We start from the raw sequence: 13,746 nt of genomic DNA on the forward strand, positions 1-13,746 counted from the left end.
GATTGGAACAGTATAGAAACTTCAGGTTTAACTTTTAAAATTAACAATATCTTAGTCCTTCAAATTTTATTAAAATAGCATTGTTTATTAGTTTTAACGTAATCAAAAAAAATAAAAATACTATGAGTTCATTAAAAGGAAAAGTTGCATTTATAACCGGAGGAAGTAAGGGTATTGGCTACGGTGTAGCACAATCACTTTTAGCCCTGGGCATGAAAGTGGCCATTACCAGCCGGTCTAAAGATGCAGCTGAAAAAGCGGCTAAGGAATTAAGCGCTACCGATGCCTTAGGACTAGAAGCCGATGTCAGAAATTTTGAAAGTCAGCAGAAAGCTGTAAATGCAGCATTAGATAAATTTGGACAACTTGATGTGATGGTCGCCAATGCGGGAATTGGGCACTTTGGATCTATAGATGAACTTACTCCTAATAAGTGGCAGGAAACAATAGACACCAATCTAACAGGGGTATTTTATAGCGTTAAATCCAGTTTAGAAGCTTTAGAAAAATCCAAGGGGTATCTTATTACTATTTCCAGTCTTGCCGGAACTAATTTCTTTGCGGGGGGTGCTGCCTATAACGCCAGTAAATTTGGTTTAACCGGATTTACTCAAGCCGTAATGTTAGATCTTAGGCAAAAAGGGATTAATGTAAGTACCATTATGCCAGGATCGGTGGCTACCCATTTTAATGACCACACTCCAAATAAAGAGGATGCATGGAAAATTCAGCCAGAAGATATAGGTGAATTAGTGGTAGATCTGCTTAAAATGAATAAACGAACCTTACCCAGTAAGATAGAAGTAAGGCCATCACAGCCACCAAAGAAATAATAGCATGTAATTCTAATAAGAGAGGTTATATAAGTTTAGCTTAGAGACCTCTTTTTTTAGAAATCAATTTATCGTAATATTGCAATAAACAATTAAAAAATGGGACTGACAAAATCCGAAATATTTAGCCCTTTACAAAATGAATTGGCCGGTCTGGCAAAGGTATTAGGGCATCCTGCAAGAATTGCTATCCTGCAAGAAATTATAAAATCGAAATCCTGTATATGTGGTGATCTAGTTCAAGAGGTTGGACTTGCTCAACCCACCATTTCACAACATTTAAAAGAGCTTAAAAACAGTGGTATAATTAAAGGAGATATTGAGGGCACGAGGGTTTGCTATTGCATCAACAATGAAAAATGGATAACAATAAAAGAACTTTTTATGACCTTTTTCGATTCCCAAATTACTGAAAGAGACGAATGCTGCTAATTACCTTGGCTATATATACATTATATCATAGAAAAAAATCACTCTCCATATGGCTCGAAAAAAAATGAATTTTCTTGACAAATACCTCACCCTTTGGATTTTCCTCGCAATGTTTATTGGCGTTGCCATTGGATATTTCGCTCCCCAGAGTGCGGATTTTATTGGTTCTTACCGTGTTGGCTCAACGAACATTCCTATTGCAATTGGTTTAATTTTAATGATGTACCCACCACTTGCGAAAGTAAATTATAAATACCTCCCCCGGGTTTTTAATAATATAAAAATCCTTAGCATCTCCTTATTGCTCAATTGGATCATTGGGCCTGTTCTTATGTTTTTTCTGGCAATAATTTTTCTTCAGGATCATCCGGAATATATGGTAGGGCTAATTCTAATTGGTCTCGCTCGTTGTATCGCTATGGTTTTGGTGTGGAACGACCTAGCCCAGGGAAGTAGCGAATACGGTGCTGGTTTAGTTGCTTTAAACAGTATTTTTCAGGTGTTTTTCTATAGCTTTTATGCATGGATTTTTATTAGCGTTTTACCGCCGTATTTTGGTTTCCAGGGAGCCATTGTTGATATTTCTATAGGCACGATTGCAGAAAGTGTTGCGATTTACCTGGGAATTCCTTTTCTGGCAGGTTTTCTAAGTAGGTTTTTCCTGGTTAAAGCTAAAGGGGAGGTATGGTATAAAACAAAATTCCTTCCGACAATTTCTCCCCTTACTCTTATGGCACTTTTATTTACAATTTTGGTAATGTTTAGTCTAAAAGGGGAAACCGTAGTAGAGATCCCTTTAGATGTAATGCTTATTGCAGTTCCTTTAGTTGTTTATTTTATCCTTATGTTTTTTATTAGTTTTTTCTTATCGAAATTTTTTGGGGCCGCCTATAAACAAAATGCCTCTATTTCTTTCACGGCAACCGGAAATAATTTTGAACTCGCAATTGCTGTAGCAATTGCTGTTTTCGGAATTGATAGCGGACAGGCTTTTGCAGGGGTGATTGGGCCATTAGTAGAGGTCCCTGTTTTAATCGGGTTGGTCAGTGTCGCCTTTTGGTTAAAGCAAAAATATTACCCTCAATAAAAATTAGAATAATGGTTAACTTTTATGATGTAATTATAATTGGTGGTGGGCAAAGCGGACTTGCTTGCGCCTATTATTTAAGGCGAACCGGACTGAAATATCTAATTCTTGACGACCAAAAAACCTGTGGGGGGGCATGGTTAAACACCTGGGATTCCCTTAGGCTTTTCTCCCCAGCCGATCATTCTTCGCTTCCAGGTTGGTTGATGCCAAAATCAGAAGAAGGGTTTCCACCTAAAGGTCATGTAATTAATTATTTATGCAACTATGAAAAGCGATATGAGTTCCCTATAAAACGTCCTGTTCTGGTAGAAAATTTGGCAAAAGAATCAGGTACTTTTCATCTTAAAACATCAGCGGGAGGTTTTTCGGCAAAAGCTGTGATTTCCGCTACTGGCACCTGGAAAACACCCTTGATTCCAAAGATTAAAGGAATTGAGATTTTCAAAGGAAAACAACTTCATTCAGCTCATTATAGAAATCCAAATGGTCTTAAAGATAAAAATGTACTCATTGTGGGTGAAGGTAATTCTGGTGCTCAAATCTTAGCCGAAGTTTCTAAGGTAACCAATACAGGCTGGGCTGTTTTAAAGGATCCTGATTATCTGCCAGATAAGGTTGATGGAAGGGAGCTTTTTAATATAGCTACGGCAAAATATAAAGCTGAAAAAGAAGGAAAGAAATTTAATCCTGAAAAATATAATCTTGGTAAGATAGTGATGGTTCCAAGTGTAAAAGAAGCCCGAAAAAGGGGAGTGCTGGAAAGCAGGGGCAGTTTTAAAGAATTTTTCGAAGATGGAGTAATTTGGGGTGACGGAACCAAAGAGAAATTTGATGTCGTAATATGGTGCACCGGGTTTCATTATGCTACAAATCATTTAAATAATATTGTAAAACCTGATTCCCAGGGCAAAATCAAAACCCAGGGAACTAAAGCCAAACATACAAATGGACTTTGGTTAGTAGGTTATGGCGGTTGGACTGGTTATGCTTCAGCAACTTTGATTGGAGTTGGGCGAAGTGCTAGAACCACTATTAAAGAAATTAGTGATTTTCTTGAAGAATAAATCATCCAGCTTAGAACAATAAATTCCAAAGTAAAATCCTTTCTAAAAATTTTAAGACCTCGGCGATATTTCTATTGATATATGTTAGGTTTTTCCGTTAAATGCATACTAAAATTCTAAAATTACTGGTGTTTAGCTACTCATTAATCTAGTTTTGAATGAAAATAAAAAATATAGATATGAGTATTAAAGGAAAGACAATAATTATTACCGGGGCTTCAAGTGGTATTGGAGAAGCTACCGCAAAAAAATTATCTCAGGAAGGTGCAAATGTAGTATTAAGTGCACGCCGAAAGGAGCGGTTAAATGCTTTGAAAGATGAAATTGAAAAAAACGGAGGAATGGCTTTGGTTGTTCCGGGCGATGTCACTAAAAAAGAAGATTTTAAAAACATTATATCAGCAACCTTAGAGAAATTTGGAAGTATTGATGGAATTATTAATAATGCAGGATTAATGCCGTTGTCATATGTTAAAAATCTTCATACTGATGAATGGGATAAGATGATAGATGTGAATATTAAAGGCGTAACCAATGGGGTAGCGGCCGTTCTTCCAACGATGATGGAACAAAAAAGTGGGCACATTATCAACATATCTTCAAGTGCGGGACATAAGTATTACCCAGGCGGAGCAGTCTATTGCGCTACTAAGGCCGCAGTAAAAATGTTTAGCGAGGGACTTAGAGCTGAATTAGCTCCTCATTTCGGAATTAATGTAACCTCAATTGATCCAGGTTTTGTATCAACAGAATTGACCGATACCATTACCGATGAGCAGATTAAAAAGGATATGGAACCAATGTTTAAAGAGCTGACCCCATTGCAAGCGCAGGATATTGCGGATGCAATTTACTATTCTTTAAGCCAGCCTAAACGAGCAAATATCAACGATGTTTATATTATGCCCACTGATCAAGAACAATAGACTTTTTTAAAGCAATTGCAAAGAGGTTGAATGGAGTTTATCCAGGCAACCTCTTTTTTGTAGTATTCACGAGTTTAAATCTTATCTCTCTTGTATAATTTTAATTAAACTTCAACCACCATTTTCCCAGTATTTTTACCTTCAAAAAGATCTAAAAATGCCTGCGGGGTTTCTTCAAAACCTTTTATTATGGTTTCATCATATTTTAATTTTCCATCCTTTAACCATCCTGCCAACTCTTTAATGGCACTTTCAAATTCTTCAACATGATTTCGAACCAAAAAACCTTGCATTAATGCACTTTTTTTAATTAAAATTCCTTCCAGTCTTGGACCCGTAGGTATTTCCTTTTCATTATAAATTGAGATAGCACCGCAATTAATAATCCGGGCAAAACGATTAATATTCATCATAACCGCGTCCAGGGTTTCACCACCAACATTATCAAAGTACACATCTACTCCGTCGGGGCAGTTTTTAGCGATAGCTTCCTGCATATTATCAGTAGTTTTGTAATTAATACCTTCATCGTATCCAAATTTTTCTTTGATATGATTAATTTTATTATCGGTTCCCGCGATTCCAATTACCCTACAACCCTTAATTTTTCCAATTTGTCCTGCTATACTTCCGACAGCACCAGCCGCCCCAGAAACTACAAGCGTTTCATTGTTTTTAGGTTTTCCAATATGTTTTAATGCCAAGTATGCCGTTAAGCCAGTCAAGCCTAAAATACCAAGATAAGCACTGGGTTTAGCCAGGTTGGTGTCAATTTTATTTAAATTCTCTCCTTTATTGGTTTGCAAAAGTTTCCATTCCAACATTCCACTCACAAAATCTCCTTCCTTGAAATTATCATGATTACTTTTAATTACTTCAGCAACCACCATAGATTCTAATGGCTTATTCAATTTAAATGGAGGGATATAGGATTCCTCATCTCGCATTCTACCTCGTAAATACGGATCCACTGAAATATACTTAGTGGCTAGCAAAATTTCACCATTTTTAGGAGTTGGTTCATCAATCTTGGTTATTTCGAAATCTAAAAGACTGGGTTTTCCTGTTGGGCGGTTTTTTAACAATATACTTTTATTCATTTTTCAGTATTATTTAATTAGTATTTTGGAAGCCAAAAATATAAAGACTGGTTCCGAGAAATTCACTTCCCGATTAATGTACTGTTAAGTTGAAAACTCTGCAACTCAGAATTATTAATTTAAACTTAAAGTCAATATTTGGAAATAAGAATGAAGTTCTTATATCTGAAAAAATATTTTGAAGGCAGGAAAGCAATTATTTAATTTCTTTTATCTGGAAATGTTATGATTTCTTAAAGTAAAGACTAATAGTCTATAATACACCGTAACTTTGCCCATATAAAAGCACAAAATTTGCCCAACATAATACCAAATTATTGGCAGGAATTCCTGAAGTATCTCAGAAGTACGGACTTCTCTAAGGCTATGGTACTTACCCTAGCAATAGCTTCCCCAGTTGGAATTTTTATTTGGATGGGAAAATTTGAAATAGGGGTTGTTCTGGCAATGGGGGCTTTACTGAGCTCACCCAGTGATATTCCAGGAAGTTTTAGACACAGAAATATTGGGGTGATACTTGCAGCCCTGTTGGCGGGTATTGTTTCCGTAATCATGGCATATGCGGCTGCATATCTTTGGTTGGTAATACCCTTGCTAGGACTTTTAATGTTTGGGATCGCCTATCTGGCAGTTTATGGTTTTAGGGCGTCCCTGGTTGCCTTTGCAGGTTTGTTTGCCATTGTATTGAGTTTTTCGAATATTTCCACGGAAATCTTAGCCTGGGAACGCGGTTTGCTTATATCCGGGGGTGGGTTATGGTATTTACTGTTAAGTAATTTATGGACATTTATATATCCGAAGCACCATACCGAACAGCTTTTAGCAGAATGTTTCGAACTTACCGCCAAATACCTAAAAACAAGGGCACATTTACTTACTGAAACCAGGGAAAGGGAGAGGCTGCAGAAAGAATTATTTACCCTGCAAACCGACCTTAATGAGAAACACGAAAGTTTGCGAAATTTACTCATTACTGCCAGACGAGCTTCAGGAAACTCCAATTACGCTCGTAAGCGCTTAATGGTTTTCATAGAGTTAGTAGATATTTTGGAATTGGCGATGGCCAATCCAGTGGACTACAAAAAAATGGATGCAGTATTAAAAGATGATCGGGCATTACTGGAACGCTTTAAAAAATTGATTAAAAAGATCGCTGCTCAACTTGATGAAATTTCGGTAGTTATCGAAACGAAGAAAAAATCTTCATTTAAAGAAATTTCGGAATATTTAGCAGGAATAGAAGAAAATTTCAAGGATGTTCGTGTTCTTATTTCTTCGGAGAATACTGAAAAAACATTTTTGCTTCAGAATTTGTTCGATTATCTGGAAAAACAAGGACAAAAAATCAATACCATAGTCAGAGTTTTACATAACTTGGATACGCGTGAGCCTCTTTTATTGAAAAATAAAGAAGTTTCCCAGTTTATAACTCCTCAGGATTACGATCCAAAAACTCTAGTAGAGAATTTTAATTTCGGCTCACCCATTTTTAAACATTCCCTGAGGCTTGCTATTGTTATTCTTGTTGGTTTTAGTGTAGGTTTGTATTTTTCTTTTGAAAATGCTTATTGGATCATTCTTACCATAGTGGTAATTATGCGCCCTAACTATGGCCTTACCAAAGACCGGTCTAAACAGCGAATTATAGGAACACTTATTGGCGCCGTGATCGCCCTGGGTATCATTTCTGTAACCAAAAACCAGGTTGTTTATGGAATTTTAGGGTTGTTTTCCCTTACACTGGCTTTTTCCTTATTACAAAGAAATTACCGTACCGCAGCAGTTTTTATTACCCTGAGTATTATTTTTATTTATGCACTTTTAAAACCAGATGTTTTCAATGTGATTCAATTCAGAGTAATAGATACTGTATTGGGAGCCGGCCTGGCTGCACTTGGAAATTTGATTTTATGGCCCACCTGGGAATCGCAGCATATTAAAAATGTGATTGTTCAAAGTATTAGCGCCAATAAAAAATATTTGGAGCAAATTGATGATTTTTACCACGAAAAAGGAAGCTTGCCCACTTCCTATAAACTCTCCAGAAAAAAGGCTTTTTTAGAAATGGGAAATTTAAGTGCCTCTTTTCAAAGGATGACGCAAGAGCCAAAATTCAAACAAAAAGAATTGAGCCAGTTATATAAAATCGTAGGTTTAAATCAGACCTTTCTTTCAGCTTTGGCTTCTTTAGGGACTTTTATTCAAAATCATAAAACTACTGCGGCTTCGAAAAACTTTGAGATTTTTGTTTCACATATTTGCACAAATCTTGAAAATGCTAAAAAGGGTCTTGAAGAAACTAAAGCATTAAAAAGCCTTGATCCTTCGAGAACAGAAAAAGCAGCCTCGGATTTATTTAAAGCCTATAAGGAATTACTTAATGAAAGGGAGAAACAATTGAAAGAAAAGCCAAATCGAAATCAAAAAGATGTACAACTGAGATTGCAAGAAGCTCAACTTGTAAGCAGCCAACTGCAATGGTTGCTGGAAATTTCAGAGAATCTTCAAAAAACAATAGCAAAAACAAAATTCAGTTAAATGAGTAAGCGTCAATTGAAGAAATACCTTGAGGAGTTAGATAAAGACCAGCTTGAAGATCAAATTTTAGACCTCTATGAACGTTTTAAACCGGTAAAAATCTTTTATGATTTTGTATTTAATCCACGGGAGGATGAGTTAATGCGGAAAGCCAAACTTAAGATTTCCAAAGAATATTTTCCTGAGACAAAACGAAGGCCCAAAGCCCGAAGATCTGTAGCCCATAAGGAAATAAAGATGTTTCAGCAACTTGGTGTAGAACCTTATTTAGTTGCAGACCTGATGCTTTTTAATATTGAACTTTCCCAGACTTTCGCTAAGGAAAAAAACAATTTAAAGGATCCTTTTTATAAAAGTATTTTCAGATCTTTTGAGGAAGCGGTGAAGTTTATGATCAAAGAAGGGATTGTATCAGATTTCAAACCTAGAATTTTAAATATTTCCGAAGAGACCGAAAGTCAAGAATGGCCAAATGCTTATAAATTCGAAAAAATTGGAATGCAATTTCAGGGTGTGTCGTAATTGTGTATTTTTGAGAAAATGAAAATTTACTTATTTTTTTGTTTTCTTATAATTTCTTCTTCCGTATCTGCCCAGCTGGGTTTTTGTGAGGGAAACACCGGTAATCCTATTTTTCACGAGAATTTTGAAGCGGCCTCGGAATTACCTGCTGGTACTACTAATTATTCTTATATCAATCAGGATCCTCAAGATGGCCAGTATACGGTTTCAAACCAAATTGGTAATTTAATTACCTCCTGGCGCTCCAATTTACCGTCAACAACAGTTTCTAATCAAAATGCTCTTATTGTAAATGCATCATTTACCTCAGGTCTTTTTTACCAAACGAAGATCACGGGACTATGTGAGAACACCAGCTATGAGTTTTCAGCTTTTCTAATTAATATTTACGATCGATCCAGTGCGGTTTGTACCAATGGAGGAATTCCTATAAATGTACGTTTTGAAATTTGGAATGAAAACGATTCCAATTTACTAAAACAAGGCAACACTGGAGACATTGCTTCACTTTCCACGGCTGAGTGGGAACAATATGCTCTTACATTTCAGACAGAAGTAGGGCAGGAAGCCGTTATTTTAAAAATGTTTAATAACGGAAATGGAGGCTGTGGAAACGATTTGGCTATAGATGATATTATTTTTAGATCCTGTGGAGATCTCACCACTGTTACCACAGAAAATAATCAAAATAGAATAGATATTTGCGCTACAGACGTACCTGTTAGTCTAATCTTGGAAGCAATCCCGGATTATTCTGTTTATAACTCCCACGCTTTTCAGTGGCAGGAAAGTACGAATAATGAAATCTGGACAGATATTCCCGGGGAGAATGACGAAAATTTTAAAACACCACCTTTAATATCGTCGCGGTTTTATAGAGTAATAGTGGCCGAAGACCCTATGAATCTAAATACTAACCTATGTAGTTCAGTCTCTGAAGTTTTTACAGTGAATATTTTCGATATGCCACTTCCCCCAAGAAGTGAAGGCGATGTGAGTATTTGCAGTGACGCTCCCATCCCTGAATTGAATGTTGAAGTTAATGAAAATGAAACTGTAAATTGGTATGATGAAGACAACAACTTAGTCTCTGAAAATACTACTTCCTTTTTACCGGAAAGTTCCGGAATATATTATGCTCAGGCTGTTATTAAAGGATTTGATTGTAAACCGAGTGCAAAAACGGCTATTGAATTTACTATATATGAAAGTCCTCAGGTAGACGATGAATTTTTAGATCTGTGCGATGGCGGTAGTTTAATTCTCAACGCCGGTATACCTGGACTTGTTTATCAGTGGTCTACAGAGGAAAGTTCACAAGAAATCGAAATACGATCAGCAGGAAATTACAGCGTTATTTTAACCACGGCTAGTGGTTGCACGGCCATTAAAAACTTTGAAATAAAAAAGACAGCTATTGCGGAAATAGGGTCAGTGACTTCTAATCTAGATGAGATACTGGTAACCCCAGGCAACCAGGGGAATTTTGAATATTCTATAGATGGTACAAATTTCCAAACTTCCGGAATTTTCACTTCTATTCCCAGTGGAATTTATACCATATATATGCGGGATCTTTCTGCATGTAAAACCGTTATGCAAGAATTTCCACATATTGTAGTTCCTCAATTTGTAACGCCCAATGTAGATGGCTACAATGATCATTTTAGCATTAACGGACTTGAATATTTTCCTTCTTCAGAAATAAAAATTTTTAATCGGTATGGAAAATTATTGAAAATGGGACAAGGGAGCACATTCACCTGGGATGGAACTCTTAACAACCGACCCCTTCCATCTGATGATTATTGGTACCATATAATAATTCAAGGTTATAAAACGCTCAAAGGATCTTTTAGTTTAAAACGCTGAAGTTGTTTTGGTAACGTTCATTATTCGTTGTGAATTAATGCTGATCAAGAACATTGCTCCAAATAAACCGAGTATAATTGTATGGAAGTCAAACCCGCTATCAATCATAAACCCCACAAGTAAAGGCCCTAGTGCGGTGCTAATAACCATAAACATCGTAAAAACACTTCTGATGGCCCCCATTTTATGAGTCCCGTAAATTTCGGCAATAAGAGAGGTCTTTACTGTGCCCGCCATTCCTGTGGTAATTCCTGCCGTAATTAAAAATAAAAGTGCACCGATAATGCTATCCATTAAAGCAAAAGGAATCAGGCCTAATGTCATTGGAATAAGATAAACTTTGAACATTTTCCGGGCACTGAATTTATCCACCCAGGTTCCTCCAAATAAGGAAAACATAAATCTTGAAATTGCATAAACAGTAAAAAAAATAGCATAAAGTTGGGGTGACCAGCCTTTATCTTCTACAAAAACATATTGATAAAAGAAAATAGCAGTATTGGTGAAACTTAAAATAAAACTAGCGGGCATCATAATACCAAAACGCTTATCTGAAACCACTTCCTTATAATCTTTTAAGAGTGACAAGGTAGAAGGTTTACCTTCCACAGAAAGTTGTTTGTCAAAATCTAAAAGATTTGTAAACTTCAACCTTATTAAGTACAAAAGTAAAGCTACACCGCTCACAATAGCAGCAATTCTCCAATCAAAAAAAGCGATAACTGAAGTAATTATTATGGGAAACACAGCTTCCCCCATAGAATAACCGAGTGAAGAAATACTAAGAGCCTTCCCCCGGTTTTTATCGAAATATTTAGAAATAATAGTCATACTAATATGGCTCATCAACCCCTGACCACAAAGCCTAAGTCCAATTAAAGCGATAAAAAGTACCACGATATTATAAGAAAAGCCCAATAAAATACTGGATAAACCCAGACTTAAAACCGTGAAAGCAGTTACTTTTTTTTACCGGTTTATGATCTACCATATGGCCGACACTAAGCATTATTATTGAAGCTGTCACCGTACAGCCTGCGTAAATAGCCCCAAAAGCACCTTCGGTTATCGAGAAAGCTTCAACAATTTCCGGCACATATAACGAAATAAGAAAAGTCTGGCCGAAACTTGATAAAAACGTTAGTAGCCAACCAAAACTAACTTTCTTGAAATTATCGCGTAAAAAGTAAAAGTATGTTATCAAAAATGCTTTATTCAGATGTAGAAAGTTCCAAAGTTAAGCTTACCTGGAAAAAATTGAAAGTCTATAAGTTTAAATTCATTTCAAATATAAAAGCCACCCTTGAGAGGTGGCCTGAATTTTGATTTTTTCTAAATTCACCCAAATTATTTTTTAGCCTTGTCTTGTTTGGGTGGTTGTTTTTTGGGTGTGGCCGATGTTTTTTTAGGCTCTTTCTTAGCATCTCCCATTTTTTGGTTTCCTTGCTGTGCCATTTCAATTAAATTTAATTGGTTTATAGAATAAAGATATAATTATAAAAAACTGATTTAAAGTTATTTATGAAATAATTAACTCAGATATTTTTTAAAGTAATCCAAATACCCTAGAAAATATATAGGTTAATCGAAAGCATTTATAGGAAAATAAATGCAATTTGATTTGCTATTGTTTACTTTTGAAATAGAACAAAAGTTATCCTTCTAAAATTAAAGTTTTAAATGGGCCAGAACGAAGTTATAGAAAAAATAAAAGCACAAAAGAAAATACCAAATTTAAAATTCAGTATTAAAGAAAAAACCGAAGCTTTTACAAAAAAACTTTTTTATACGCTGTTTGATGAAGAAACACCAGTAGAAGAAAATATTATAAAGTTAGGGAAAGATTTTGAAGAACTGGCAAATTTGGTATGCTGGAGGCCAAACACTCCCTGTCGTGATATTTGGCAAGATTATTTAGATCTCTTACCTGAGATCCTGGAAAAGCTCAATAAAGATGCGGAAGCTATATCTCAAAATGATCCGGCCGCCAATTCGATAGAGGAAGTTATACTTTCATATCCAGGTTTTTTTGCTATTGCCATTTATCGCTTTAGTCACGAATTTTATAAGTTCGGTCTTCCCTTAGTACCTCGTTTAATGACAGAATGTGCTCACGGACTTACAGGAACTGATATTAATCCCGGAGCCCAGATAGGAACTCCATTTTTTATAGATCACGCTACAGGAGTGGTGATAGGAGAAACAGCAGTAATAGAAGATAATGTAAAGATCTACCAGGGAGTAACTCTTGGGGCACTTTTTGTAGACCGTAATTTAAAAAATATAAAAAGACATCCTACAATCGAAAAAAATGTTACAATTTACGCGAATGCCACAATTTTAGGAGGGGAGACCATTATAGGTGCAAATAGTATAATTGGAGGAAATGTTTGGTTAACAGCTTCAGTTCCAAAAGACTCGATGGTTTCTCATAATCCTCAGATCAATATTAAAAATACGAGTAAATAATGAGTAATTCAATTTTAGATTTAATAGGGAATACCCCTCTTGTTAAAGCACAAACACTTGTTCGAAATCCGAAGGTTAAACTTTATTTCAAGTTGGAAGGACAGAATCCTGGTGGTAGCGTTAAAGACCGGGCCGCTTATAATATGATTAAAAGTGCATTAGAAAGAGGAGATATTAACAAAGACACCAAACTCCTCGAAGCTACCAGCGGAAATACAGGAATTGCTCTAGCAATGATCGCAGGTATCTTTAAGTTGGATATTGAACTCGTTATGCCTGAAAACTCTACCATTGAGCGTGTACAAACGATGCGCGCTTATGGAGCTAAAGTTACCCTCACCAATGCTGAAAAGGGTATTGAAGGTGCTCGTGATTATGCAGAAGAAAAAATGGCTAATGGAGATTATTTTATGATCAACCAGTTTAGTAATAATGATAATTGGCAGGCGCATTATAATTCTACTGGGCCTGAAATATGGAATGATACCAAGCATAAGATCACCCATTTTGTTTCTTCTATGGGCACCACGGGAACAATAATGGGAACTTCGACATATTTAAAAGAAAAAAACAAAGACATTCAAATTGTTGGCGTTCAACCAACCGATAATTCCCGTATTCCAGGGATAAGAAAATGGCCGAAAGCCTATCTGCCTAAAATATTTAAACCTGAAAAAGTTGATCGTATTTTGGAAGTCAGCGAAGATGAAGCTATAGCTATGAGTAAAAAATTAGCTAGGGAAGAAGGGATTTTTGCAGGAATGAGTAGTGGAGGCGCCGCTGCTGCCGCGGTTAGGTTAACAAAGGAGCTCGATGAAGGTATTGTGGTAAGTATTGTGTGCGATCGTGGAGATCGCTATTTGTCTTCTAATCTTTTTGATTAAGTAATAATTCTCCGGA

At 36.1% G+C, this 13,746-nt stretch carries 12 protein-coding genes; 10 read left to right on the forward strand and 2 right to left on the reverse strand.

The genetic code is table 11. The features are described from left to right. Positions 1-122 precede the first annotated feature (122 nt). The 5 genes from DET49_RS05685 to DET49_RS05705 all read left to right on the forward strand — a co-directional run bounded on the left by DET49_RS05685 (position 123) and on the right by DET49_RS05705 (position 4,345). The gene (locus DET49_RS05685) at positions 123-833 is read left to right on the forward strand and encodes an SDR family oxidoreductase (RefSeq protein ID WP_133547135.1); all 711 of its coding nucleotides are present in this window, start codon (positions 123-125) and stop codon (positions 831-833) included. A gap of 99 nt (positions 834-932) precedes the next feature. Then, positions 933-1,265 carry an ArsR/SmtB family transcription factor gene (locus tag DET49_RS05690; RefSeq protein ID WP_133547136.1) on the forward strand — a complete coding sequence of 111 codons (333 nt, stop codon included), beginning with the start codon at positions 933-935 and terminating at the stop codon, positions 1,263-1,265. 49 nt (positions 1,266-1,314) lie between these two features. Continuing rightward, a complete protein-coding gene (arsB, locus tag DET49_RS05695) occupies positions 1,315-2,352 on the forward strand; it encodes an ACR3 family arsenite efflux transporter (protein ID WP_133547137.1) in 1,038 nt (345 codons plus the stop codon). An 11-nt stretch (positions 2,353-2,363) separates the two neighbouring features. Then, positions 2,364-3,419, forward strand: a complete 1,056-nt coding sequence (locus DET49_RS05700; RefSeq protein WP_133547138.1) for an ArsO family NAD(P)H-dependent flavin-containing monooxygenase — start codon at positions 2,364-2,366, stop codon at positions 3,417-3,419. A gap of 179 nt (positions 3,420-3,598) precedes the next feature. Beyond that, positions 3,599-4,345 (forward strand): SDR family oxidoreductase, encoded by a 747-nt coding sequence (locus tag DET49_RS05705; RefSeq protein WP_133547245.1) that lies wholly within the window; start codon positions 3,599-3,601, stop codon positions 4,343-4,345. A 104-nt stretch (positions 4,346-4,449) separates the two neighbouring features. Here DET49_RS05705 and DET49_RS05710 read toward each other — a convergent pair whose 3' ends face one another. Next, positions 4,450-5,445, reverse strand: a complete 996-nt coding sequence (locus tag DET49_RS05710; protein ID WP_133547139.1) for an NADP-dependent oxidoreductase — start codon at positions 5,443-5,445, stop codon at positions 4,450-4,452. Positions 5,446-5,739: 294 nt separating this feature from the next. Between DET49_RS05710 and DET49_RS05715 the strand changes: the two genes are divergently transcribed. Genes DET49_RS05715 through DET49_RS05725 form a run of 3 tightly spaced genes read left to right on the forward strand, consistent with a single transcriptional unit; the run spans position 5,740 to position 10,377 of the window. Beyond that, on the forward strand, positions 5,740-7,983 hold the full coding sequence (locus tag DET49_RS05715) for an FUSC family protein (protein ID WP_243729539.1): 2,244 nt from the start codon (positions 5,740-5,742) through the stop codon (positions 7,981-7,983). Next, entirely contained in the window at positions 7,984-8,505 is a 522-nt protein-coding gene (locus DET49_RS05720) for a DUF6155 family protein (protein ID WP_133547140.1), read from the forward strand. Positions 8,506-8,523: 18 nt separating this feature from the next. After that, positions 8,524-10,377, forward strand: a complete 1,854-nt coding sequence (locus DET49_RS05725) for a T9SS type B sorting domain-containing protein (RefSeq protein WP_133547141.1) — start codon at positions 8,524-8,526, stop codon at positions 10,375-10,377. On the opposite strand, the gene DET49_RS05730 is transcribed toward DET49_RS05725, so the two are convergent. Beyond that, on the reverse strand, positions 10,366-11,295 hold the full coding sequence (locus DET49_RS05730) for an MFS transporter (protein ID WP_243729541.1): 930 nt from the start codon (positions 11,293-11,295) through the stop codon (positions 10,366-10,368). The two genes, DET49_RS05725 and DET49_RS05730, sit on opposite strands and share 12 nt — an antisense overlap. Positions 11,296-12,057: 762 nt before the next feature. Here DET49_RS05730 and DET49_RS05735 point away from each other — a divergent pair. Together DET49_RS05735 and cysM are read left to right on the forward strand one after the other, a co-directional pair. After that, positions 12,058-12,846 (forward strand): serine O-acetyltransferase, encoded by a 789-nt coding sequence (locus DET49_RS05735; RefSeq protein WP_133547142.1) that lies wholly within the window; start codon positions 12,058-12,060, stop codon positions 12,844-12,846. Beyond that, positions 12,846-13,730 (forward strand): cysteine synthase CysM, encoded by an 885-nt coding sequence (gene cysM / locus DET49_RS05740; protein WP_133547143.1) that lies wholly within the window; start codon positions 12,846-12,848, stop codon positions 13,728-13,730. Before DET49_RS05735 ends, cysM begins: the two co-directional genes overlap by 1 nt. The last annotated feature ends 16 nt before the right edge of the window (positions 13,731-13,746 follow it).

Origin of the sequence: Salegentibacter sp. 24 (genome assembly GCF_004362395.1) — a bacterium.
Lineage (GTDB): Bacteria > Bacteroidota > Bacteroidia > Flavobacteriales > Flavobacteriaceae > Salegentibacter.